At 70.0% G+C, this 23310-nt stretch carries 23 protein-coding genes, 1 tRNA gene and 1 pseudogene; 13 read left to right on the top strand and 12 right to left on the bottom strand.

All coding sequences use genetic code 11. The features are described 5' to 3' along the window. Nucleotides 1–16 precede the first annotated feature (16 nt). From rsmA to OHT57_RS21340, 4 genes are all read left to right on the top strand, one after another. Nucleotides 17–889, top strand: coding sequence for a 16S rRNA (adenine(1518)-N(6)/adenine(1519)-N(6))-dimethyltransferase RsmA (gene rsmA / locus OHT57_RS21355; RefSeq protein ID WP_328748066.1), 873 nt, complete (start codon nucleotides 17–19; stop codon nucleotides 887–889). Then, nucleotides 886–1785 (top strand): 4-(cytidine 5'-diphospho)-2-C-methyl-D-erythritol kinase, encoded by a 900-nt coding sequence (locus tag OHT57_RS21350; protein ID WP_328748065.1) that lies wholly within the window; start codon nucleotides 886–888, stop codon nucleotides 1783–1785. The genes rsmA and OHT57_RS21350 overlap by 4 nt, the downstream gene beginning before the upstream one ends. A gap of 49 nt (nucleotides 1786–1834) precedes the next feature. Further along, nucleotides 1835–3634 (top strand): ABC-F family ATP-binding cassette domain-containing protein, encoded by a 1800-nt coding sequence (locus tag OHT57_RS21345; protein WP_328748064.1) that lies wholly within the window; start codon nucleotides 1835–1837, stop codon nucleotides 3632–3634. 253 nt (nucleotides 3635–3887) lie between these two features. Continuing rightward, nucleotides 3888–4580: a helix-turn-helix transcriptional regulator gene (locus tag OHT57_RS21340; protein WP_328748063.1), complete on the top strand. Its 693-nt coding sequence runs from the start codon at nucleotides 3888–3890 to the stop codon at nucleotides 4578–4580. A 330-nt stretch (nucleotides 4581–4910) separates the two neighbouring features. On the opposite strand, the gene OHT57_RS21335 is transcribed toward OHT57_RS21340, so the two are convergent. Next, nucleotides 4911–5207, bottom strand: a complete 297-nt coding sequence (locus tag OHT57_RS21335; protein WP_328748062.1) for a hypothetical protein — start codon at nucleotides 5205–5207, stop codon at nucleotides 4911–4913. A gap of 218 nt (nucleotides 5208–5425) precedes the next feature. Then, a pseudogene (locus tag OHT57_RS21330) lies at nucleotides 5426–5821 on the bottom strand (sodium:solute symporter family transporter); the annotation flags it as partial. Nucleotides 5822–5944: 123 nt separating this feature from the next. Here OHT57_RS21330 and galT point away from each other — a divergent pair. The 4 genes from galT (at nucleotide 5945) to OHT57_RS21310 (ending at nucleotide 10005) form a co-directional block, all read left to right on the top strand. Continuing rightward, nucleotides 5945–7006, top strand: coding sequence for a galactose-1-phosphate uridylyltransferase (galT, locus tag OHT57_RS21325; RefSeq protein WP_328748061.1), 1062 nt, complete (start codon nucleotides 5945–5947; stop codon nucleotides 7004–7006). Then, a complete protein-coding gene (galE, locus tag OHT57_RS21320) occupies nucleotides 7003–7974 on the top strand; it encodes a UDP-glucose 4-epimerase GalE (protein ID WP_328748060.1) in 972 nt (323 codons plus the stop codon). The genes galT and galE overlap by 4 nt, the downstream gene beginning before the upstream one ends. After that, a complete protein-coding gene (galK, locus tag OHT57_RS21315; RefSeq protein WP_328748059.1) occupies nucleotides 7974–9128 on the top strand; it encodes a galactokinase in 1155 nt (384 codons plus the stop codon). Before galE ends, galK begins: the two co-directional genes overlap by 1 nt. An 88-nt stretch (nucleotides 9129–9216) precedes the next feature. Beyond that, nucleotides 9217–10005, top strand: coding sequence for a hypothetical protein (locus OHT57_RS21310; protein ID WP_328748058.1), 789 nt, complete (start codon nucleotides 9217–9219; stop codon nucleotides 10003–10005). 4 nt (nucleotides 10006–10009) lie between these two features. On the opposite strand, the gene OHT57_RS21305 is transcribed toward OHT57_RS21310, so the two are convergent. Next, nucleotides 10010–10465, bottom strand: coding sequence for a GNAT family N-acetyltransferase (locus OHT57_RS21305; RefSeq protein WP_328748057.1), 456 nt, complete (start codon nucleotides 10463–10465; stop codon nucleotides 10010–10012). A gap of 273 nt (nucleotides 10466–10738) precedes the next feature. Here OHT57_RS21305 and OHT57_RS21300 point away from each other — a divergent pair, with 273 nt between their 5' ends. After that, nucleotides 10739–11506, top strand: a complete 768-nt coding sequence (locus tag OHT57_RS21300) for a response regulator transcription factor (RefSeq protein WP_328748056.1) — start codon at nucleotides 10739–10741, stop codon at nucleotides 11504–11506. Here the strand turns inward: OHT57_RS21300 and OHT57_RS21295 are convergent. Continuing rightward, nucleotides 11465–11962, bottom strand: a complete 498-nt coding sequence (locus OHT57_RS21295) for a MarR family winged helix-turn-helix transcriptional regulator (RefSeq protein WP_328748055.1) — start codon at nucleotides 11960–11962, stop codon at nucleotides 11465–11467. The two genes, OHT57_RS21300 and OHT57_RS21295, sit on opposite strands and share 42 nt — an antisense overlap. Before the next feature lie 89 nt (nucleotides 11963–12051). Between OHT57_RS21295 and OHT57_RS21290 the strand changes: the two genes are divergently transcribed. From OHT57_RS21290 to OHT57_RS21280, 3 genes are all read left to right on the top strand, one after another. Next, the gene (locus OHT57_RS21290; protein WP_328748054.1) at nucleotides 12052–12852 is read left to right on the top strand and encodes a trans-aconitate 2-methyltransferase; all 801 of its coding nucleotides are present in this window, start codon (nucleotides 12052–12054) and stop codon (nucleotides 12850–12852) included. Beyond that, nucleotides 12852–13205, top strand: coding sequence for a VOC family protein (locus tag OHT57_RS21285; RefSeq protein WP_328748053.1), 354 nt, complete (start codon nucleotides 12852–12854; stop codon nucleotides 13203–13205). The genes OHT57_RS21290 and OHT57_RS21285 overlap by 1 nt, the downstream gene beginning before the upstream one ends. Nucleotides 13206–13268: 63 nt before the next feature. Next, a complete protein-coding gene (locus tag OHT57_RS21280) occupies nucleotides 13269–13442 on the top strand; it encodes a CsbD family protein (RefSeq protein WP_328748052.1) in 174 nt (57 codons plus the stop codon). Nucleotides 13443–13488: 46 nt separating this feature from the next. Here OHT57_RS21280 and OHT57_RS21275 read toward each other — a convergent pair whose 3' ends face one another. Together OHT57_RS21275 and OHT57_RS21270 are read right to left on the bottom strand one after the other, a co-directional pair. After that, nucleotides 13489–14169 carry a TetR/AcrR family transcriptional regulator gene (locus OHT57_RS21275; RefSeq protein ID WP_328748051.1) on the bottom strand — a complete coding sequence of 227 codons (681 nt, stop codon included), beginning with the start codon at nucleotides 14167–14169 and terminating at the stop codon, nucleotides 13489–13491. Next, nucleotides 14166–15176 carry an acyl-CoA desaturase gene (locus OHT57_RS21270; RefSeq protein WP_328748050.1) on the bottom strand — a complete coding sequence of 337 codons (1011 nt, stop codon included), beginning with the start codon at nucleotides 15174–15176 and terminating at the stop codon, nucleotides 14166–14168. Before OHT57_RS21270 ends, OHT57_RS21275 begins: the two co-directional genes overlap by 4 nt. A gap of 309 nt (nucleotides 15177–15485) precedes the next feature. Here OHT57_RS21270 and ppc point away from each other — a divergent pair, with 309 nt between their 5' ends. Then, nucleotides 15486–18245, top strand: a complete 2760-nt coding sequence (gene ppc, locus OHT57_RS21265) for a phosphoenolpyruvate carboxylase (protein ID WP_328748049.1) — start codon at nucleotides 15486–15488, stop codon at nucleotides 18243–18245. A gap of 124 nt (nucleotides 18246–18369) precedes the next feature. On the opposite strand, the gene OHT57_RS21260 is transcribed toward ppc, so the two are convergent. The 6 genes from OHT57_RS21260 to OHT57_RS21235 all read right to left on the bottom strand — a co-directional run bounded on the left by OHT57_RS21260 (nucleotide 18370) and on the right by OHT57_RS21235 (nucleotide 23149). Then, on the bottom strand, nucleotides 18370–18885 hold the full coding sequence (locus tag OHT57_RS21260) for a hypothetical protein (RefSeq protein WP_328748048.1): 516 nt from the start codon (nucleotides 18883–18885) through the stop codon (nucleotides 18370–18372). 53 nt (nucleotides 18886–18938) lie between these two features. Beyond that, nucleotides 18939–19541 carry an aminoacyl-tRNA hydrolase gene (gene pth, locus OHT57_RS21255; protein ID WP_328748047.1) on the bottom strand — a complete coding sequence of 201 codons (603 nt, stop codon included), beginning with the start codon at nucleotides 19539–19541 and terminating at the stop codon, nucleotides 18939–18941. A gap of 73 nt (nucleotides 19542–19614) precedes the next feature. After that, on the bottom strand, nucleotides 19615–20205 hold the full coding sequence (locus tag OHT57_RS21250) for a 50S ribosomal protein L25/general stress protein Ctc (RefSeq protein WP_328748046.1): 591 nt from the start codon (nucleotides 20203–20205) through the stop codon (nucleotides 19615–19617). 188 nt (nucleotides 20206–20393) lie between these two features. Further along, the gene (locus tag OHT57_RS21245) at nucleotides 20394–21374 is read right to left on the bottom strand and encodes a ribose-phosphate diphosphokinase (protein WP_328748045.1); all 981 of its coding nucleotides are present in this window, start codon (nucleotides 21372–21374) and stop codon (nucleotides 20394–20396) included. Nucleotides 21375–21507: 133 nt separating this feature from the next. Next, the gene (gene glmU, locus OHT57_RS21240; protein ID WP_328748044.1) at nucleotides 21508–22956 is read right to left on the bottom strand and encodes a bifunctional UDP-N-acetylglucosamine diphosphorylase/glucosamine-1-phosphate N-acetyltransferase GlmU; all 1449 of its coding nucleotides are present in this window, start codon (nucleotides 22954–22956) and stop codon (nucleotides 21508–21510) included. 118 nt (nucleotides 22957–23074) lie between these two features. Beyond that, a tRNA-Gln gene (locus tag OHT57_RS21235) sits at nucleotides 23075–23149 on the bottom strand. Nucleotides 23150–23310: the final 161 nt, after the last annotated feature.

The following is a 23310-nucleotide window of genomic DNA, read 5'->3' as shown; positions in this document are numbered from 1 at the left end:
CAGTTAGGCTGTCCACGTGAGCAGCCCCTCCCCAGACACCCTCTTCGGCGCCGCCGACATCCGCGAACTCGCGGCCGCCCTCGGCGTACGACCCACCAAGCAGCGCGGTCAGAACTTCGTGATCGACGCCAACACCGTGCGCCGGATCGTGCGGACCGCCGGCGTACGGGACGACGACGTGGTCGTCGAGGTGGGACCCGGCCTCGGCTCGCTCACCCTCGCCCTCCTGGAGGCGGCCGACCGCGTCGTCGCCGTCGAGATCGACGACGTCCTGGCGTCCGCGCTCCCCGCCACCGTCGTCGCGCGCATGCCGCACCGGGCCGGGCGGTTCGACCTCGTGCACTCCGACGCCATGCAGGTGACCGAGCTGCCGGGGCCCCCGCCCACCGCGCTGGTCGCGAACCTGCCGTACAACGTCGCCGTACCGGTGCTGCTGCACATGCTCGACACCTTCCCGAGCATCGAGCGCACCCTCGTCATGGTCCAGGCCGAGGTCGCCGACCGGCTCGCCGCACCGCCCGGGTCGAAGGTCTACGGCGTCCCCTCCGTGAAGGCCAACTGGCACGCCCAGGTCAAGCGGGCCGGGTCGATCGGCCGCAACGTCTTCTGGCCCGCGCCGAATGTCGACAGCGGGCTCGTCGCGCTCACCCGGAGGACCGAGCCGGTGAAGACGACCGCGTCCAAGCGCGAGGTGTTCGCCGTCGTCGACGCCGCGTTCGCCCAGCGGCGCAAGACCCTGCGGGCCGCCCTCGCCGGGTGGGCGGGCTCGGCGGCCGCCGCCGAGACGGCCCTCGTGGCCGCCGGGGTCTCACCCCAGGCCCGCGGTGAGTCGCTCACCGTCGAGGAGTTCGCACGCATCGCGGAAAACAAGGAGCCGGTCCAGCAGTGAGCGTCACCGTCCGCGTCCCCGCCAAGGTCAACGTCCAGCTCGCGGTGGGCGCCGCCCGCCCCGACGGCTTCCACGACCTGGCCAACGTCTTCCTCGCGGTCGGCCTCCACGACGAGGTGACCGTGACGCCCGCCGAGGAGCTCCGCGTCACCTGCTCGGGGCCGGACGCCGGTCAGGTCCCCCTCGACCGCACCAACCTGGCGGCCCGCGCGGCGATCGCCCTCGCCGGACGCAACGGCATCGAACCCGCCGTGCACCTCCACATCGCCAAGGACATCCCCGTCGCCGGCGGCATGGCCGGCGGCAGCGCGGACGGGGCCGCCGCGCTGCTGGCCTGCGACGCACTGTGGGGGACACACGCCTCCCGTGCGGAACTGCTCGACATCTGCGCCGAGTTGGGCAGCGACGTGCCGTTCAGCCTGGTCGGCGGGGCAGCCCTCGGCACCGGACGCGGGGAGAAACTCAGGACGCTGGACGTCGGCGGCGACTTCTCCTGGGTCTTCGCGATGGCGGAACGCGGGCTGTCGACCCCGGCCGTCTTCCGGGAGTTCGACCGGCTCACCGAGGGCATCGTCGTCCCCGAGCCCGTCGCCTCCGAGCAACTGCTCGACGCCCTGGCCGAGGGCGACCCGCAGGCACTGGCCGCCGCCGTCTCCAACGACCTGCAGCCCGCCGCCCTCTCGCTCTTCCCGGAGCTCGCCGACACCCTCGCGGCAGGCAGCGCCGCGGGCGCCCTCGCCGGGCTCGTCTCGGGATCGGGGCCGACCACGGCGTTCCTCGCCCGCGATCCCGGGTCGGCGGCGAAGATCGCGGACGCGCTGCGCGACTCCGGGACGTGCCGGACGGTACGGACCGCGTCGGGGCCCGTGCCGGGTGCGACGGTGATGGGGGCGTAGCGCTCGGACTACCCTGGAGGGTCGATCGATCCCCCGAATCAGGAGAGTAATGGCCGTCAATCTGGTCAATGTCGAGAACGTCAGCAAGGTGTACGGCACCCGTGCACTGCTGGACGGTGTCTCGCTCGGCGTCTCCGAGGGCGATCGCATCGGAGTCGTGGGCCGCAACGGCGACGGCAAGACCACCCTGATCCGCATGCTCGCCAGGCTGGAGGACGCCGACACCGGACGCGTCACACACTCCGGCGGGCTGCGCATCGGCGTCCTCACCCAGCACGACTCCCTCGACCCGACCGCCACCGTCCGGCACGAGGTCATCCGGGACATGGCCGACCACGAGTGGGCGGGCAACGCCAAGGTCCGGGACGTACTGACGGGCCTGTTCGGCGGGCTCGACCTGCCCGGCTTCCCACAGGGTCTCGACACCGTCATCGCGCCGCTCTCCGGTGGCGAGCGCCGCCGTATCGCCCTCGCCAAGCTGCTCATCGAGGAACAGGACCTGGTCGTCCTCGACGAGCCCACCAACCACCTCGACGTCGAGGGCATCTCCTGGCTGGCCAAGCACCTGCGCGAGCGCCGCTCCGCGCTCGTGTGCGTCACCCACGACCGGTGGTTCCTCGACCAGGTCTGCACCCGCATGTGGGACGTGCAGAAGGGCGACGTCTTCGAGTACGAGGGCGGGTACTCCGACTACGTCTTCGCGCGCGCCGAGCGCGAGCGCATCGCCGCCACCGAGGAGACCAAGCGGCAGAACCTCGTCCGCAAGGAGCTGGCCTGGCTCAGGCGCGGCGCCCCCGCGCGGACGTCCAAGCCGCGGTTCCGCGTCGAGGCCGCCAACGAGCTCATCGCCGACGTGCCGCCGCCCCGGGACAGCAGCGAGCTGATGAAGTTCGCGTCCTCGCGGCTGGGCAAGACGGTGTTCGACCTGAAGGACGTCACCGTCCAGGCCGGACCCAAGGTGCTGCTCAAGCACGTGACATGGCAGCTCGGCCCGGGGGACCGGATCGGTCTCGTCGGGGTCAACGGGGCCGGCAAGACCTCCCTGCTGCGCGCCATGGCCGAGGCCGCCCGCACCGAGGGCGAGACCCAGCCCGTGGCCGGGCGGGTCGCCGTCGGCAGGACCGTCAAGCTCGCCTATCTCTCGCAGGAGGTCACCGAACTCGAGCCCACGCTGCGGGTGCTGGAGGCCGTGCAGCAGGTGCGCGAGCGCGTCGACCTCGGCAAAGGACGCGAGATGACCGCCGGGCAGCTGTGCGAGACGTTCGGCTTCAACAAGGAGAAGCAGTGGACGCCCGTCGGGGACCTGTCCGGTGGTGAGCGGCGGCGCCTGCAGCTGCTGCGGCTGCTCATGGACGAGCCCAACGTGCTCTTCCTCGACGAGCCGACGAACGACCTCGACATCGAGACCCTGACCCAGCTGGAGGACGTCCTCGACAGCTGGCCCGGCTCGATGATCGTCATCTCCCACGACCGGTTCTTCGTCGAACGGACCACGGACCGGGTCTTCGCGCTGCTCGGCGACGCGACCCTGCGGATGCTGCCGCGCGGCATCGACGAGTACCTGGAGCGACGGCAGCGGATGGAGGCGGCGGCCGCGTCCGCGCCCGTCGTGGAGAAGCCCGTCGCCGAGCGCAGCGCCGCCGATCAGCGGGCCGCGAAGAAGGAGCTCCAGAAGATCGAGCGGCAGCTCGACAAGATCTCCGAGAAGGAGACCAGGCTGCACGCCCAGATCGCCGACAACGCCACGGACTTCGCGAAGGTGGCCACGCTCGACGCCGAACTGCGGGACCTCGCCGGGGAGCGCGAGGAACTGGAGATGCGGTGGCTGGAACTCGCCGAGGACGCGTGAGGTCTTTCGGCCGCGAATGAGGCGAAACCCAGAAATTCCATCGATCCGGGGCACTTCTCACCAGTAGGGGAAGCGCAACGTCGAACAAGCGTGTAGCTTCCGGGGGCATGAAGGGCGGGGGAGCCGGGAGGGGGCCCCTGTCCGTGGGATCAGTGGGCATCCATAGTGGGACATCCACAAACGGGGTCCACAAGCGGGGCATCCATAGTGGGGCATTCACGCGGATCCATTGGGGGGACTGGGGGGTTGCTCGATGGGAGTTCGGCTCATGGTGGTCGACGACCACCGATTGCTCGCCGAGGCGCTGGCCTCGGCACTGAAACTGCGCGGGCACCGGGTGCTCGCGGCGGCGGCGCCTGCCGCGGGGGCGGCGGAGCTGGTGATCAGCCGGGCGCCCGAGGTGTGCCTGATGGGGACGGCCACGCCTGCCGAGCCGGGCATGTTCGATCCGATCGTGAAGATCAAGCGCGAACGGCCGCAGGTGGCGGTACTGGTCCTCGGACCGGTGCCGAGTCCTCGCGGGATCGCCGCCGCGTTCGCCGCGGGGGCCTCCGGCTATGTGCGGCACGACGAGCGCATCGAGGGGGTCGAGCGGGCGATCATGAAGGCTCGGGCGGGGGAGGCGGCGGTCGCTCCGCAGTTGCTGCAGGGGGCGTTCAGTGAGCTGCTCAATCCCGCGGCCCAGCCCGATGACGAAGGGCAGCGGCTGCTTCAGATGCTGACGCCTCGGGAGGTGGAGGTGCTGGTGCGGGTGGCCGACGGGGAGGACACGCGGCTCATCGCGGCGGGGATGGGGATAGCTCCGTCCACTGCTCGGACCCATGTGCAGCGGGTGCTGATGAAGCTGGGGGTGGGGTCCCGGCTGGAGGCGGCGGCGCTGGCCGCGCGGACGGGGTTGCTGGACCGGGCGGGGCCGGTGGGAGGGTTGCCCACGGTGGGGCCGTGACGCGTGCGGGTGCCTGTGCCTGTGCCTGCGGCGGCCTGTGCGGGTTGGTGGGGGCGGGCGTTTTTTGCGCAGTTCCCCGCGCCCCTGTATCGCCTGCGGTGCGGCTTTGGGTCGGGGCCGGGGTGGGGGGTGTCCGTCCTCGGTCCGGCGGCTCGGTCCCTTGAACAGTGCTCGGTTTCGGACGCCGGCCGCTGCGGGCGGACACCCCCCACCCCGGCCCCTTCGCGCCGTCGGCGGCTGCGGGTGCGTCGGGCTTTTAGGGGCGCGGGGAACTGCGCGACCGGCCACGACGGGCCCGCGGTCGGCATCGCGTGGCACAGCCCCGTGGTGCTACTCCGGGTCCGATTCCTCCGGCGGCGGGGCCATCGGCCTCAGCTTCAGCCAGGTCAGGAAGAAGATGCCGAGGGCCAGCATCGCCAGGCCGGTCCAGAGGTTGATGTTGACGCCCTCGGCCTTGTCGAGCGTGGCGTCGGACGGATTGATGCCGGCGATCGTGACGATGACGCCGTAGAGGACGAACAGGCCGCCGATGATGCGGCGCAGGTCGAAGATGCGGGCCGCGGTGGCGGACTTGGCCTGGAGATCGGTGACTTCCCGCTGGACGTCGTGTTCGGAGTGCTCGGACATGGTTCCTCTATCCTTCCGCGGCTAGAACGAGAACGGGATGTAGCAGGCGGCGGCCAGGACGACTGCGCCCCAGCCCAGCAGGGCCGGCCGGCGGTACCAGGCGTCGTCGCCGGCGGCGGGGCCTCGGTCATGCCGGGTGAGGTCGTGCCGTAGACGAGGCCCTGGAGTTCCGCGGTGGGCTTGGGGGCCGTGAAGAGGGACACGACGACCATGACGACCGCCCACTTGTCGAAGCGCAGGAGGAGCATCTCGGGGACCGAGCGCACCTTGCTGCCGTAGTAGAAGGGCATCATCACCAGGCCGAGGAAGACCATGGCCGGGATGGCGCCGATCCAGTACCAGTGGACCGTGTACGCCCCGTACTGCGCGCTGTTGGCTGCCATGCCCAGGATCTCGGTGGCGGCCAGGTTGGCGGAGATGAAGGCGAGGCCCGTGATCCAGGCCGGCAGGGAGCGGCCGGAGAGGAAGAAGTCCAGGCTCGTCTTCACCGAGCGGCGGGCCGCGAAGCCGATGCCGAGCACGACGACGAAGTAGATGCCGAGGATCATGTAGTCGAGCCAGTTGGTGGGGAGTCGCAGCTCGGCTGCCATATATGTGCTGCTTGTGCTGTTCATGGGGGATTGCATAGTCAGCATGTGAACACCTCGACTGATGCGCTTTGTTTGATTCCGATGTTGACGTGGGTGGGCGGTTATGGTTACTTGTGTTTAGTTATGTTTGAGTGAAGGAGTCCAGCGGTGAAGAAGACCTCGACCCGGCTGGCCGACGGTCGCGAGCTCATCTACTACGACCTGCGCGACGACACCGTCCGCGATGCCGTGGACCGACGTCCGCTGGAGCGGACCGTCACCACGTCCGAGGTTCGTCGGGATCCGCTGCTCGGCGACTCCGTGGCCATCGCCTCGCACCGACAGGGGCGCATCTACCACCCGCCCAAGGACGAGTGCCCGCTGTGCCCCTCGCAGGGTGAGCGGCTGAGCGAGATCCCGGACTCGTCGTACGACGCCGTGGTCTTCGAGAACCGTTTCCCCTCGCTGGCCGGTGATTCGGGCCGCTGCGAGGTCGTCTGCTTCACCTCCGACCACAACTCCTCCTTCGCCGATCTGACCGAGGAGCAGACGCGGCTCGTTCTCGACGCCTGGACCGACCGGACCTCGGAGCTGTCGCATCTCCCCTCCGTCGAGCAGGTCTTCTGTTTCGAGAACCGCGGCGCCGAGATCGGTGTGACTCTGGGTCACCCGCACGGCCAGATCTACGCCTACCCGTTCACCACTCCGCGCACCGCGCTGATGTTGCGCTCCCTCGCCGCCCACAAGGAGGCGACCGGAGGGCAGAACCTCTTCGACGCGGTCCTGGAGCGTGAGCTGGCCGAGGAGCGGGTCGTGCTGGAGGGCGAGCACTGGGTGGCCTTCGTGCCCTACGCGGCGCACTGGCCGTACGAGGTGCACCTCTACCCCAAGCGCCGGGTGCCGGACCTGCTCGGCCTCGACGAGGAGGCGCGCACAGAGTTCCCCAAGGTGTACCTGGAACTCTTGAGGCGCTTCGACCGGATCTTCGGGGAAGGTGAGTCCCCCACGCCGTACATCGCCGCCTGGCATCAGGCGCCGTTCGGCGCGCTGGAGGACTTCGAGGGCGTCAACCGCGACGACTTCGCGCTCCACCTGGAGCTTTTCACCATTCGCCGTACGTCCGGCAAGCTGAAGTTCCTCGCGGGCTCCGAGTCCGGCATGAACGTCTTCATCAACGACATCAGGCCGGAGGCCGCGGCCCAGCGACTGCGAGAGGTAGCGAGTTCATGAGCAGCGGGAAGTACCTGGTCACGGGTGGCGCGGGGTACGTCGGCAGTGTCGTCGCCCAGCATCTGCTGGAGGCCGGCCACGAGGTCGTCGTCCTGGACAACCTCTCCACCGGCTTCCGCGAGGGCGTCCCGGCCGGGGCCGCCTTCATCGAGGGCGACATCCGGGACGCCGGCAAGTGGCTGGACTCCTCCTTCGACGGCGTGCTGCACTTCGCCGCCTCCTCGCAGGTGGGCGAGTCGGTCGTGAAGCCCGAGAAGTACTGGGACAACAACGTCGGCGGCAGCATGGCCCTGCTCGGTGCCATGCGCGAGGCCGGCGTCAAGAAGCTCGTCTTCTCCTCCACGGCCGCCACCTACGGGGAGCCCGAGGAGGTGCCGATTGTCGAGTCGGCGCCGACCAGGCCGACCAACCCCTACGGCGCCTCCAAGCTCTCCGTCGACTTCATGATCACCAGCGAGGCGAACGCGCACGGCCTCGGCGCGGTCTCCCTGCGCTACTTCAACGTGGCCGGCGCCTACGGCAAGCAGGGCGAGCGGCACGACCCCGAGTCGCACCTCATCCCGCTGATCCTCCAGGTCGCGCAGGGCAGGCGGGAGGCGATCTCCGTCTTCGGCGAGGACTACCCGACGCCGGACGGCACCTGCGTCCGCGACTACATCCACGTCGCCGACCTGGCCGACGCGCACCTGCTGGCGCTGACGGCCGCCCAGCCCGGCGAGCACCTCATCTGCAACCTCGGCAACGGCGAGGGCTTCTCAGTCCGCCAGGTCATCGAGACCGTCCGCAAGGTCACCGGCCACCCGATCCCCGAGGTCGTGGCCCCGCGCCGGGGCGGCGACCCGGCCACCCTGGTTGCCTCCGCCGCCACCGCCCGCGAGAAGCTGGGCTGGAACCCGTCCCGCGCGGACCTCGCGGGGATCGTCGCGGACGCGTGGGAGTTCGCGCAGAACATCTCGAAGGAGCAGTAGTGGCACAGCAGGTGCGGGACGGTTTCACGGAGCTCTACGGGACCGCCCCGGAAGGTGTCTGGTCGGCGCCGGGCCGCGTCAACCTCATCGGTGAGCACACCGACTACAACGACGGCTTCGTGATGCCCTTCGCGCTGCCGCACACCGCGGTCGCGGCCGTCTCCCGGCGCGAGGACGGTGTCCTGCGCCTGCACTCGGCGGACGTCGAGGGCGGCGTCGTCGAACTGCGCCTGGACGACCTCGCCCCCGAGAGCGACCGGAACTGGACCGCCTACCCCGCCGGTGTCGTCTGGGCGCTGCGCGAGGCGGGCCACGCGGTCACCGGCGCGGACGTCCACCTCGCCTCCACGGTCCCCTCCGGAGCGGGCCTGTCCTCGTCGGCGGCCCTGGAGGTCGTGGTGGCGCTGGCCCTCAACGACCTGTACGAACTCGGTCTCCAGCGCTGGCAGTTGGCCCGCCTGTGCCAGCGCGCCGAGAACGTCTACGTCGGCGCCCCCACCGGGATCATGGACCAGACCGCGTCCGCCTGCTGCGAGAGCGGCCACGCCCTGTTCCTCGACACCCGGGACCTCGCCCAGAAGCAGATCCCCTTCGATCTCGCCGCCGAGGGCATGGTCCTGCTCGTCGTCGACACCCGCGTCAAGCACTCACACAGCGAGGGCGAGTACGGCAAGCGCCGCGCGGGCTGCGAGAAGGGCGCCGCGCTCCTCGGCGTCGACGCCCTGCGGGACATCCCCTACGGCGAGCTCGACGCGGCCCTCAAGAGGCTCGGCGACGAGGAGGAGGTCGTGCGCCTGGTCCGGCACGTCGTCACCGAGGACGAGCGGGTGGAGAAGGTCGTCGCCCTGCTGGAGTCGGGCGGTGACACCCGGGCGATCGGCCCGGTGCTGGTCGAGGGGCACGCCTCGCTGCGGGACGACTTCCGCATCTCCTGCCCGGAGCTGGACCTGGTCGTCGACACCGCTCTCGCCTCGGGCGCCCTGGGCGCGCGGATGACCGGCGGTGGCTTCGGCGGCTCGGCGATCGTGCTGGCGGAGGCGGCCGACGTGCAGACCATCACCAAGGCTGTCGAAGAGGCGTTCGCCGCAGCGGAGTTCACCGCTCCGCGGGTCTTCGAGGCAGTGCCCTCGGCGGGCGCGCGACGCGTCGGCTGAGGTCCGGGGGACACGGTTTTGCCCGGCTTGATCCGAACTTGGGGAAAGCCGGGCCTCTCCCTGACGCACGCCCCAGTAGCGTCGGAGCGTGAGTCGAGGGCACCATCGCATCCTGTCGGCGATCGGCATCGGCTGCTACGTGCTGGCCGCGATCGCCGGTCTGTTCCTGCTGGCGGACGACCATGGCACCGGCCTGCTGGTGCCCCTGTGGATCGCGCACGGCGTGCTGCTCGCGGTGCTGCTGACCAAGCTGTGCGCCGACGAGACGGGCGCGCCCCTCGCGCTGTTCGTCGTCGGCGCCTCCCTGGCGGCGGTGTACTTCGCCGACCTGGCCCGCGACGACCTCACCCTGGAGCGGCGGGGCGAGCGGATCACCGCCACCGTCGTACGGGAGTGGCTCGCCCCGGACCAAGGGCGGCAGTCGCACACCTACGACTACGCCCTCGCCCGCCGCGACGGCACCCGGCTGCCGGGCCCCGCCCTGCAGGCCGGGTCGGGACGCTTCGCCGTCGGCCAGTCCCTCACCGTGCTCGCGGACCCCGAGGGCGTCCTGCGGCCCCGGACGCCGGGCGACGCGGACGCCACCGGCACCCTCCTCGGTGTGGGCGCGTTCGCGCTGGCCGCGCTCGGCATCGTCGCGACCACGGCCCGCCGGGGCGCGACCGTCGCCCGGCGGCGTGAGGAGCGGACCAGGCTGGCGGATCAGGAGCACACGCTCCGCGAGGCCCTGCGCACCGCCCTGGCCGACGTCAACGGCTTCGTCGAGGTGCACCCCGAGCACTACCCCGACGTCTCCCACCGCCGCGCGGCCGGCATCGCCGGGGAGCTGGGCCTGGAGCCGGCCGACGACCCGGGCTCCTGGCGCTTCAGGGACTGACCGCTCACTCCAGCCGCTTGGTCAGCGTGTACTCCGTGATTCCCGGCGGATAGTCCGGGATCACGCACACCACCTCGTACCCGCGCTTCCGGTAGAACTCCGGCGCCTGGAAGTCCCACGTCTCCAGGCGTACGGCGGTGCAGCCCCGGCCGCGCCGGGCCAGGCGCTCCGCCCGCGAGAGCAACTGCGAACCCAGGCCCGCGCCGCGGTGCCGCCCGTCGACCCACAGATGGCTCACGTGCAGCCAGCTCGTCCAGGTGTGGCCGACCAGCCCGCCCGCCAGGGCGCCGGAGTCGTCCAACGCCCAGACGTGGAGCGGATGTTCCCGTTCACCAGGGGTTCCGCGCAGCGCGCGCAGAACGGGGGAGGCCGCCGTGTTGGCGTCCAGCAGGCGTTTGCGGAGCAGATCTTGCCGGGCTTTGTCGACTTCTGTCTCCAGACGAAACATGCGGCTCACCATAAACGCACCGGACAGCCAGTTCTGCAAATAACCTTCCGCTCCTGCCCCCCGGCCGTACCCTGATGAACAGCACCAGTGGGGGCCGGTGCTGATCAGGGGGCGAGACGGTCGGGTACGACACCCGAAGCGGGGGTAGCAGTTCTTGCACGGCGGCGGCCGTGCGGCCATCGTGCTTCGGGAGTCGTACCCGCGGCGGTGTCGTCTCCCGAGTCGTCCTCAGACGAAGACGATGGGGTATCCCCTGCTCTTCGAGAGCTTGGGGAAGGGGGTTTCGTGGTTCGCATCCGAGTCCTGGTCGTCGACGACCATCGCATCTTCGCCGAGTCGCTCGCCGCCGCGCTGGCGGCCGAGCCCGACGTGGAGGTCTCCGCGGCCGGCAGCGGTCCCGCGGCGCTGCGCAGTCTGGAGCGCGCGGCCGCCGAGGGCCGCCGTTTCGACGTGCTGCTCGTCGACGCGGATCTGGGCGGCAACGTCCAGGGCATCAGGCCCGCCGTGTCCGTGCAGGACGGCAACGAGGACGGGCTGGTCGACGGCATCTCGCTGGTCGTCGGGGTCCGTTCGGGACAGCCGGCCGTCCGGATCATCGTGCTCGCCGAGAAGGACGATTCGCGGCGGGCCGCGCTCGCCCTGCAGGCCGGCGCCTCGGGCTGGGTCGCCAAGGACTGCTCGCTGTCCCGGCTGCTCACCGTCATCCGGGGGGTGCTGCGCGACGAGACCCATCTGCCGCCCGCCCTGCTCACCGGCGTGCTCAGGGAGCTCACCGCGGCCCGCAAGCACCGCACCGAGAGCGAACAGCTCGTGGAGTCCCTCACCCCGCGCGAGCGGGAGGTGCTGCGCTGCATGGTCGCCGGCCTGGGCCGCAAGGCGGTGGCCGAGCGGCTGTTCCTCTCACCGCACACCGTCCGCACCCATATGCAGAACGTCCTCGGCAAGCTGGGCGTCCACTCCACCCTGGCCGCCGTCGCACTGGCGCGGCGCGCGGGTGTGGGGCCGGTCGACCTAGCCGGGGATGTTGTCGAACGGGGCGGTCAACTGGCGTAGCAGTCCGGCGAGTTCCCCGCGCTGGGCGCGGGAGAGCTCGGCGAGGATCGCGCGTTCCTGTTCCAGCAGACCGGCGAGGGCCTGGTCCGCGCGGTCCTTGCCGTCGTCGGTGAGCCTGACCAGCACCCCGCGCCGGTCGCTCGGGTCGGGCAGCCGCTCCACCAGGTCCTTCTTGGCCAGGCGGTCGATGCGGTTGGTCATGGTGCCCGAGGTGACCAGAGTCTGCGTCAGAAGCTGTCCCGGGGAGAGCTGATACGGCGTCCCCGCGCGCCTGAGCGCGGTCAGCACGTCGAACTCCCAGGGCTCCAGGCTGTGCTCGGCGAAGGCCAGCCGGCGCGCCCGGTCCAGGTGCCGGGCCAGTCTGCTCACCCGGCTGAGCACCTCGAGCGGTTCCACGTCGAGGTCAGGGCGCTCACGGCGCCACGCAGCGACCAGCCGATCGACCTCGTCCTCCATGACGATCAGTGTAGTGGTTGTGTCGATGTGGAGTCTCTTGAGGTCAAGTCTCTTGACGTCAAGATAAATTGTGCGGGAAGGTGACGGGCATGACCACCACCGCCTGGGACCCCGCCCAGTACCTCCGCCACGCGGACCACCGTGCCCGCCCCTTCACCGACCTCCTTGCCCGCGTCCCGGACCTGCCGGGCGACCGGCCCGTCATCGCCGACCTGGGCTGCGGCCCCGGCAACGTGACGGCGCTGCTCGCCGCCCGCTGGCCCACGGCCGGCATCACCGGCTACGACACCTCGGCCGAGATGCTCGACAAAGCCCACGCCGAACACGCGGGCCCCACGCCCGGCGGCGGACACCTCGACTTCGCCCACGCCGACGTACGCACCTGGAAGCCCGCACAGCCGTACGACCTCATCGTCAGCAACGCCACGCTGCAGTGGGTGCCGGGGCACGTGGAGCGGTTCGGGGAGTGGATCGGCGCACTCACCCCGGGCGGCACCTTCGCCTTCCAGGTCCCCGGCAACTTCGACTCCCCGAGCCACCGCCTCATGCGCCGACTCGCCGAGTCCGTGGGCCTCGGGCAGACCCTGCGCCACGACGACGCCGTCCTTTCACCCGAGGCCTATCTGGCGGCCCTGGCCGACCTGGGCTGCGCGGTGGACGTGTGGGAGACGACGTACGTCCATCTGCTGCAGGGCCAGGACCCGGTCCTGGACTGGGTGCAGGGGACAGGTCTGCGGCCGGTCCTGACCGCGCTCGCCGACGACCCGAAGGCCCGGGACGCCTTCCTCACCGCCTACCGGGAGGCCCTGCGCGAGGCGTATCCGGCGGGCCCGCACGGCACGGCGTTCCCGTTCCGCCGGATCTTCGCGGTGGCACGGAAGGAGAGCTGATGCTCACCGCGTTCGACCATGTGCAACTGGCCGCCCCGCCGGGCTGCGAGGACCTGTTGCGGGCGTACTACACAGGCGTCCTCGGCATGACCGAGGTGCCCAAGCCGCCGGTGCTCGCGGCGCGCGGCGGATGCTGGTTCCGGACGGGGTCCGTGGAGCTGCACCTGGGCATCGAGGAGGGTTTCCGGCCGTCGGCCAAGGCCCATCCCGGGCTCAGGGTCACGGGCATCGCGGAGTACGCCGCCCGGCTGGAGGCGGCCGGGGCGACGGTGGTGTGGGACGAGGCCCTGCCGGGGCGCCGACGGTTCTACTCGTACGACCCCGTGGGCAACCGGCTGGAGTTCCTTGTTTGACCGGGGCGGTCCGGGTCACCCGCAGTCAGGACAGCGGAGTCGCTATCACCGGGAGTGAGAACAGTGGCTGGAGACCAGAAGGCCAAGGGCAAGACGGAACAGGCCAAGGGCAAGGCCAAGGAAGTCGTGGGCCGCGCGGTCGGCAACGAGAGCATGGAGGCCGAGGGCCGCGCCGAGCAGGCCAAGGGCGACGCCCGCCAGGCCAAGGAGAAGACGAAGGACGTCTTCAAGCACTGACGCCGCACCACAGATCCGGGCACACGCCGACAGGGCGCCGCGAGCATCAGCTCTTGCGGCGCCCTATCAGGCGTGGCTTGGCCTCCAGCCCGTCCAGGCCGTGCCACGCCAGGTTCACCAGGTGCGCCGCCACCTCCGCCTTCTTCGGGCGGCGGACGTCCAGCCACCACTGGCCGGTCAGGGCGACCATGCCGACCAGGGCCTGGGCGTACAGCGGGGCCAGCTTGGGATCAAAACCGCGCCTCTTGAACTCGCGGCCCAGAATGTCCTCGACCTGCGTCGCGATGTCGGAGATGAGCGATGCGAAGGATCCCGTGGACTGCGGGATCGGGGAGTCACGGACCAGGATGCGGAACCCGTCCGAGTACTCCTCGATGTAGTCCAGGAGCGCGAAGGTCGCCTGCTCGCACAGCTCACGGGGGTGACCTGCGGTCAGGGAACTCGTCACCATGTCCAGCAGGCGCCGCATCTCACGGTCCACCACCACCGCGTACAGGCCCTCTTTGCCGCCGAAGTGCTCGTACACCACCGGCTTCGAGACGCCCGCCTTCGCCGCGATCTCCTCCACCGACGTGGCCTCGAAGCCCTTCGTGGCGAACAGCGTGCGACCGATCTCCAGAAGCTGGGCGCGGCGCTCGGCCCCCGTCATCCGGGTACGCCGCACGCGCCGCGGCTTCACTTCGTCGCTGGGGGTGCTGCTGGAGTCGGTCGCCACGGCGTCCATCATGCCGCCTCGGCGGCCTCCTTCTTACGTCCGGAGGCGTCCCCGTCCGTGTTCCGGCGGGAATCGATACGCGAGCGTGACGGCCAGCGCACGTCGTACGCCCACCCCAGCATCTCGAACCAGCGGATGAACCGTGCCGAGGAGTCCACCTGGCCCCGCAACACCCCGTGCCGCGCCGACGTCGGCTCGGCGTGGTGCAGGTTGTGCCAGGACTCACCGCAGGACAGCACCGCCAGCCACCACACGTTGCCCGAACGGTCCCGCGACTTGAAGGGCCGCTTGCCGACCGCGTGGCAGATCGAGTTGATCGACCACGTCACGTGGTGCAACAGGCACACGCGGACCATCGAGCCCCAGAAGAAGCCGGTGAACGCGCCCCACCAGGACATCGTCACCAGACCGCCGATCACGGCAGGCAGGGCCAGGGAGAGCATGGCCCAGAAGAGGAACTGGCGCGAGATCGCCCGCATAGCCGGGTCCTTCACCAGGTCCGGCGCGTACTTCTCCTGCGAGGTCTGCTCCTCGTCGAACATCCAGGCGATGTGGGCCCACCACAGGCCCTTCATCAGCGCCGGGAGCGTCTCCCCGAACCGCCACGGCGAGTGGGGGTCGCCCTCGGCGTCGGAGAACTTGTGGTGCTTGCGGTGGTCGGCGACCCAGCGCACCAGCGGCCCCTCGACCGCCATCGACCCCATGATCGCCAGCGCGATCCGCAGCGGCCGCTTGGCCTTGAAGGAGCCGTGCGTGAAGTACCGGTGGAAGCCGATCGTGATGCCGTGGCAACCGAGGTAGTAGAAGAAGACGAGAAGGCCGAGGTCCAGCCAGCTCACGCCCCAGCCCCACGCCAGCGGCACCGCCGCGAGCAGCGCCAGGAACGGAACGATGATGAAGAGGAGCAGCGTGATCTGCTCGAGTGAGTGCTTGTGCTCACCCCCCAGCGTCGCGGACGGCGGTGCCGAGCCGTCGTCCGCCTGCGGGGCGTCTTCGATCACATCGGAGCTCGTGGTCATGGGCGTCCCCTGTGGGGTTTCGAGAGTTGAGAATCAGGTGCCGGGCAGCGGGAATCATTCCCGGGGTCCGTTACAGCGGAGCCTACGGTTCCGTAACCTACGGCGTCGTAAGTATGGCAGTGGGTAGCCGCCCGGCCGCAAGAGCCCAAAATTCTGCGCGTCCGCATCGACACCTATCCTTGGAGTCGGTCGGACAGCGCGGTCCGTTCTGTTACTTCCCGGATGTCCGGCCCGTATGCGGCGGCTGCCGCACGACCGCACACCGGGTTCCCTCCCGGACGAGCTTCAACACTGCAAGGAGCCGCACCTGTGAGCAGTGCCGACGACCTGACCACGAGCGCCACGTCGACCAGTAGTGAGCTGCGCGCCGACATCCGCCGGCTGGGTGACCTCCTGGGCGAGACCCTCGTCCGCCAGGAGGGCCCCGAGCTGCTGGAACTCGTCGAGAAGGTGCGCCGCCTCACCCGCGAGGACGGCGAGGCCGCCGCCGAACTGCTGCGTGGCACCGAACTGGAGACCGCGGCCAAGCTGGTCCGCGCCTTCTCCACCTACTTCCACCTGGCCAACGTCACCGAGCAGGTCCACCGAGGCCGCGAGCTGCGGGCCAAGCGCGCCGCCGAGGGCAGCCTCCTCGCCCGTACGGCCGACCGCCTCAAGGACGCCGACCCCGAGCACCTGCGCCAGACCGTCGCCAACCTCAACGTCCGCCCGGTCTTCACCGCCCACCCGACGGAGGCCGCCCGCCGCTCGGTGCTGAACAAGCTCCGCCGCATCGCCGCCCTCCTGGAGACGCCGGTCATCGAAGCGGACCGCCGCCGCTACGACACCCGTCTGGCCGAGAACATCGACCTGGTCTGGCAGACCGACGAGCTCCGTGTCGTACGCCCGGAGCCCGCCGACGAGGCCCGCAACGCCATCTACTACCTCGACGAACTGCACGCCGGTGCCGTGGGTGACGTACTGGAGGACCTGACGGCCGAGCTGGAGCGCGTCGGCGTCCAGCTCCCCGAGGCCACCCGCCCCCTGACCTTCGGCACCTGGATCGGCGGCGACCGCGACGGCAACCCCAACGTCACCCCCCAGGTCACCTGGGACGTCCTGATCCTCCAGCACGAACACGGCATCAACGACGCCCTCGAACTCATCGACGAGCTGCGCGGCTTCCTGTCGAACTCCATCCGCTACACCGGCGCCACCGAGGAACTCCTCCAGTCCCTGGGCACCGACCTGGAGCGGCTGCCCGAGATCAGCCCCCGCTACAAGCGCCTGAACGCCGAGGAGCCGTACCGCCTCAAGGCCACCTGCATCCGGCAGAAGCTGGAGAACACCAAGCAGCGCCTGGCCAAGGGCACCCCGCACGAGGACGGCCGCGACTACCTCGGCACCGGCGAGCTCCTGAACGACCTCACCCTCATCCAGACCTCGCTGCGCGAGCACCGGGGCGGCCTGTTCGCCGACGGCCGGATGAACCGCACCATCCGCACCCTGGCCGCCTTCGGCCTCCAGCTCGCCACCATGGACGTCCGCGAGCACGCCGACGCCCACCACCACGCCCTCGGCCAGCTCTTCGACCGCCTCGGCGAGGAGTCCTGGCGGTACGCGGACATGCCCCGTGAGTACCGCGGCAAGCTGCTCGCCAAGGAGCTGCGGTCCCGCCGCCCCCTCGGCCCGACCCCGGCACCCGTCGACGCGGCCGGCGAGAAGACCCTCGGCGTCTTCCAGACCGTGAAGCGGGCCCTGGAGGTCTTCGGACCCGAGGTCATCGAGTCGTACATCATCTCGATGTGCCAGGGCGCCGACGACGTCTTCGCCGCCGCCGTCCTGGCCCGCGAGGCCGGGCTCCTCGACCTGCACGCCGGCTGGGCGAAGATCGGCATCGTGCCGCTCCTGGAGACCACCGACGAGCTCAAGGCCGCCGACACCATCCTCGAGGACATGCTGTCCGACCCCTCGTACCGCAGGCTCGTGGCCCTGCGCGGGGACGTCCAGGAGGTCATGCTCGGTTACTCCGACTCCTCCAAGTTCGGCGGCATCACCACCAGCCAGTGGGAGATCCACCGCGCCCAGCGCCGGCTGCGTGACGTGGCCCACCGCTACGGCGTGCGGCTGCGCCTCTTCCACGGCCGCGGCGGCACCGTCGGCCGCGGCGGCGGCCCCTCCCACGACGCGATCCTCGCCCAGCCCTGGGGCACCCTCGAAGGCGAGATCAAGGTCACCGAGCAGGGCGAGGTCATCTCCGACAAGTACCTCGTGCCGTCCCTCGCGCGGGAGAACCTGGAACTCACGGTCGCCGCCACCCTCCAGGCCTCCGCCCTGCACACCGCCCCCCGCCAGTCCGACGAGGCCCTGGCCCGCTGGGACGCCGCGATGGACGTCGTCTCGGACGCCGCCCACGCCGCGTACCGCAGGCTCGTCGAGGACCCGGACCTGCCGACGTACTTCCTCGCGTCGACGCCGGTCGACCAGCTCGCCGACCTGCACCTCGGCTCACGGCCCTCCCGCCGCCCCGGCTCCGGCGTCTCCCTCGACGGACTGCGCGCCATCCCGTGGGTGTTCGGCTGGACCCAGTCCCGGCAGATCGTCCCCGGCTGGTTCGGCGTCGGCTCCGGCCTCAAGGCACTGCGCGAGACCAGCCTGACCGCAACACCGGGAGGGGAGGGCGTGCTCGACGAGATGCACGAACAGTGGCACTTCTTCCAGAACTTCGTCTCCAACGTCGAGATGACCCTCGCCAAGACGGACCTGAGGATCGCCGGCCACTACGTCGACACCCTCGTCCCCGACGAACTCAAGCACGTCTTCGACACCATCAAGGCCGAGCACGAACTGACCGTCCGCGAGGTCCTGAGGATCACCGGCGAACAGGAACTCCTCGACGCCACCCCGGTGCTGAAGCAGACCTTCTCCATCCGCGACGCCTACCTGGACCCCATCTCCTACCTCCAGGTGACCCTGCTCAAGCGTCAGCGCGACGCGGCGGCCGTCGGTGAACAGCCCGACCCGCTGCTCGCCCGCGCCCTGCTCCTGACCGTCAACGGCGTGGCCGCAGGCCTGCGCAACACCGGCTGACCCCGCTGCACACAGGGCGGTGCCCCGGGCCACATGGCTCGGGGCACCGCCCTTTCACAGCCACATCAGGCCCGGCCGGGCAATCACGAACAGACCGTTCGCAGAAGCGGCGCCCCGAAGCCGCTCAGATCACCACGAACGCCGCCGTGAGCAGCGCGACCCCCGACCCCGCCATCACCCACGCCACCCTGGTCCTGCGCAACCCGCCCGCCACCACCACCGACGCGAGCAGCAGCGCCCCGCCCATCGGCACCCACGAATACAGCACCCCGGCGGGCCCGGACCGTACGACATCGGCACTGCCGGGCTTCACGATCACCGTGTAGGTCCGCCCCTTGCGCACCGCCACCGTCTTCTCGATGACGGCCCGGTCCCGGGCCTCGGAGCCGTGCGACAACGGCGTGTACGGCCCGCTGCACACGTCCTGCGCACACCGCGCCACCTCGATCGTGCCGCGCTCGCGCCCCTTGGTCAGCATCACGTACTGCGCGCTGCCCCAGGACGCCCAGACCCCCGCGATCAGAATCAGCACGGCGACCGCGCCCATCGACGCGAGCCGCCCGAACCGCAGCACGGCGCCCGAGGCCGGGCGGGAAGCTCTGTGGGAGTGGGCGGCGGGGGCAGGCATGGCCGGGATCATTGGCCATGGGCCCGCACGTGGTCAACTCCTGCGCCACCCGCCGGGCGGACAAGTCAGGAGTTGTACGTGCTTTGCGCCCGCTCAAGTCCCTCGGACACCAGTGCCTCCACCGCGTCCGCCGCCCGGTCCACGAAGAAGTCCAGCTCCTTGCGCTCACCGGACGAGAAGTCCTTCAGCACGAAGTCCGCGACCTGCATACGCCCCGGAGGACGCCCGATCCCGAACCGCACCCGGTGGTACTCCGCACCGAACGCCTTCGTCATCGACTTCAGCCCGTTGTGGCCGTTGTCCCCGCCACCCAGCTTCAGCCGCAGCACGCCGTAGTCGATGTCCAGCTCGTCATGGATCGCCACGACGCCTGCGACCGGCACCTTGTAGAAGTCCTTGAGCGCGTTCACCGGCCCACCGGACAGGTTCATGAACGACATCGGCTTCGCCAGGACCACCCGCCGGCTCGCGGGACCGGGCGGACCGATCCGCCCCTCCACGACCTGGGCCTGCGCCTTACCGGCCCGCTTGAACCGGCCCCCGACCCGCGCGGCCAGCAGATCGGCCACCATGAAACCCACGTTGTGCCGATTGCCCGCGTACTCGGGCCCCGGATTGCCCAGCCCGACGATCAGCCACGGGGCACCTGCAGGGGTGGTCACGTCCATGTCTCCTCACGTGCAACAGCCGCCGCCCCCCGAAGGGAGCAGCGGCTGGAGCTTATACGGCGCCTGTCGGGGCTCAGGCGTCGGCGGCCGCGTCGCCCTCGCCCTCGGCCGCGGCCTCCTCGGCCTGCGCGGCCAGGACCTGCAGGACGACGGTGTCGTCCTCGACGGCCAGCGTGGTGCCCTTCGGCAGGGTGATGTCCTTGGCGAGGATGGAGTCACCGGCGGCCAGGCCCGCGATGGAGACGGTGACCGACTCGGGGATGTGCGTGGCCTCGGCCTGGACCGGAAGCGCGTTCAGGACGTGCTCCAGCAGGAAGGCGCCCGGGGCCAGCTCGCCCTCGGTGTGCACGTAGATCTCGACGTTGACCTGCTCGCCGCGCTTCACCAGCTGCAGGTCGACGTGCTCCAGGAAACCCTTGATCGGGTCACGCTGCACGGACTTCGGGATCGCCAGCTCGTTGCTCTTGCCGTCGATGTCCAGGGAGATCAGGACGTTGGACGTACGCAGGGCGAGCTGCAGCTCGTGGCCCGGCAGGGTCAGGTGGATCGGGTCGGAACCGCGACCGTACAGAACACCGGGAACCTTGCTCTCACGGCGGATACGGCGGGCGGCGCCCTTGCCGAACTCGGAACGGGTCTCGGCGGAGATCTTGACCTCGGACATATGGATCACTCCTCGTAGAAAAAGCCACGGACGTGGTCACCCGGCCACGAACGGCCTGCTACGAAGAGCGCGTCGATAACGGACCGCCGTATCCCTTCTTGCGAAGCGGTACGGCCTCCCTCGCCGAGCAACTGGAGCAGTCTACTCGGAGAGGGAGGCCGTACCCAAAAGGATCTTCAGCAGAACCCTTACTGCTCGTCGAAGAGGCTCGTCACCGAACCGTCCTCGAACACCTCACGCACCGCACTCGCGATCGTCGGCGCGATCGACAGAACCGTGATCTTGTCCAGGTCCCGGCCCAGCTCACCCGGCGTCGGCAGGGTGTTCGTGAACACGAACTCACTCACCCGGGAGTTCTTCAGACGGTCCGCCGCCGGCCCCGACAGCACACCGTGCGTCGCCGTCACGATGACGTCCTCCGCGCCGTGCGCGAACAACGCGTCCGCGGCCGCACAGATGGTGCCACCCGTGTCGATCATGTCGTCCACCAGGACACACACACGGCCCTTGACCTCACCCACGACCTCGTGGACGGTCACCTGGTTCGCCACGTCCTTGTCGCGCCGCTTGTGCACGATCGCCAGCGGCGCACCCAGCCGGTCGCACCAACGGTCCGCGACCCGCACCCGGCCCGCGTCCGGAGACACGACCGTCAGCTTGCTCCTGTCGAGCTTCCCCTTCACGTAGTCCGCGAGCAGCGGAAGCGCGAAGAGATGATCCACGGGACCGTCGAAGAAGCCCTGGATCTGGTCGGTGTGCAGATCGACGGTCAGGATCCGGTCCGCACCCGCCGTCTTCATCAGATCCGCGATGAGCCGCGCCGAGATCGGCTCACGGCCACGGTGCTTCTTGTCCTGCCGCGCATAGCCGTAGAACGGCACGATCACGGTGATGGAGCGGGCCGACGCCCGCTTCAGTGCGTCGATCATGATCAACTGCTCCATGATCCACTGATTGATCGGAGCCGTGTGGCTCTGGATCACGAAGCAGTCCGCACCGCGCGCCGACTCCTGATAGCGGACGTAGATCTCACCGTTCGCGAAGTCGAAGGCCTTCGTCGGGACAACCCCGACATCCAACTGCTGGGCGACCTCCTCGGCAAGCTCGGGGTGGGCGCGGCCGGAGAAGAACATCATCTTCTTCTCGCCGGTCGTCTTGAACCCGGTCACAGCACTGTCTCCTCAGAGGTGTCTCAGCCGACTCTCGACAGACCGCGCCGCTGGGCGCGACGGGCCATCTCAGCTGGTGGGGTGCGGGTGTGCACTTATCACGGTACGACGACTTCGGCGCACCTGTTTCCGGTCAGTCCTCACTCACGCCCTCCCGGGAAGCAGCCTCGGCAGCCCTCGCCGCCGCACTCCCCGGACGCTTCCGGGCCACCCAACCCTCGATATTCCGCTGCTGGCCCCGGGCCACGGCCAGCGAACCGGGCGGCACATCCTTCGTGATCACCGACCCCGCCGCGGTGTACGAGCCATCCCCGACCGTGACAGGAGCCACAAACATATTGTCCGAACCCGTGCGGCAATGCGACCCGACGGTCGTGTGGTGCTTGTCCTGACCGTCGTAGTTCACGAACACGCTCGCGGCGCCGATGTTCGTGAACTCACCGATCGTCGCATCCCCGACGTAGGAGAGATGCGGGATCTTCGCCCCCTCCCCGATCGTCGCGTTCTTCGTCTCCACAAATGTCCCGATCTTGCCCTTCGCACCCAGCCGGGTACCCGGACGCAGATACGCGAACGGTCCCACAGTCGCCGCCTCGCCGATGTGGGCGCTGTCGGCGACCGTGTTGTCGACCCGGGCGCCGACCCCCACCTGGGTGTCCCTGAGCCGGCTGTTGGGGCCCACCTCCGCGCCCGCACCGACATGCGTCGAACCGTGCAACTGCGTACCCGGGTGCACGACCGCGTCCTGACCGAACGTGACCGTCACATCCACCCACGTCGTCGCCGGATCGATCACCGTGACACCCGACAGCATCGCGCGCGTCAGCAACCGGTCGTTGAGGATCCGCCGCGCCTCCGACAGCTGCACACGGTTGTTGATCCCGGCGATCTCGCGATGGTCACCGGCAACGCAGGCACCCACCCGGTGACCGGCCTCGCGAAGAATGCCGAGAACATCCGTCAGGTACTCCTCGCCCTGCGAGTTGTCCGTCCGCACCTTGCCGAGCGCGTCCGCCAGCAACTGCCCGTCGAACGCGAACACCCCGGAGTTGATCTCCCGGACGGCCCGCTGGTCGGCACTCGCGTCCTTGTGCTCGACGATCCCCGTCACCGCACCCGAGACACCGTCCCGCACGATCCGCCCGTAACCCGTCGCGTCCGGCACCTCGGCCGTCAGCACGGTGACCGCGTTCCCGTCCGAGGAATGCGTCGCGGCCAGGGAGTTGAGCGTCTCACCGGTCAGCAGGGGGGTGTCCCCGCACACGACGACCACGGTCCCGTCGACGCGACCACCGAGCTCCTCCAACGCCATCCGTACGGCATGCCCGGTGCCGTTCTGCTGCGCCTGCACGGCGGTTCGTACGTCGGCGTCCGTGCCGGCGAGATGCGTGGTGACCTTCTCCCGGGCGTGCCCGACCACGACGACGAGATTCTCGGGGTCCAACTCGCGGGCCGCGGCGAGTACATGGCCCACCAGGGGGCGGCCACAGATCTCGTGCAGGACCTTGGGTGTGGCCGACTTCATACGGGTGCCCTCACCCGCTGCGAGAACGACGACGGCTGCCGGGCGAATGGCGCTCACGGGATGCCCTTCGGCTGTGGAGGGGGTGGGTGACCTCCGCAGGATACCGGGGCGTTTCGTGGGGGACATGAGAGTGGGCCCTGGCAGTGCTGTCACCGATCAGGACCCGAACTGAGTGTGGCTCCCCCGCCAGGACTCGAACCCGGACATATGGCACCAAAAGCCACAGTGCTGCCAATTACACCACGGGGGAACAATCTCGACTGAACCGGACATTTAGCCAGGTCGTCGAGTGGCGCCTCCTACTATGCCGTACCACCGGCCTTCGATGCGACGGTGCAGATCGGCGCTCCCGAGCACCGCGACTCAGTGATACCGGGTCGTTTCGTGGTCGATCGGTCACTCGATGTGGTG

It is taken from the genome of Streptomyces sp. NBC_00285 (genome assembly GCF_036174265.1).
Taxonomy (GTDB): Bacteria; Actinomycetota; Actinomycetes; order Streptomycetales; family Streptomycetaceae; genus Streptomyces.
This window is presented reverse-complemented; position numbering and strand designations above follow the sequence as displayed.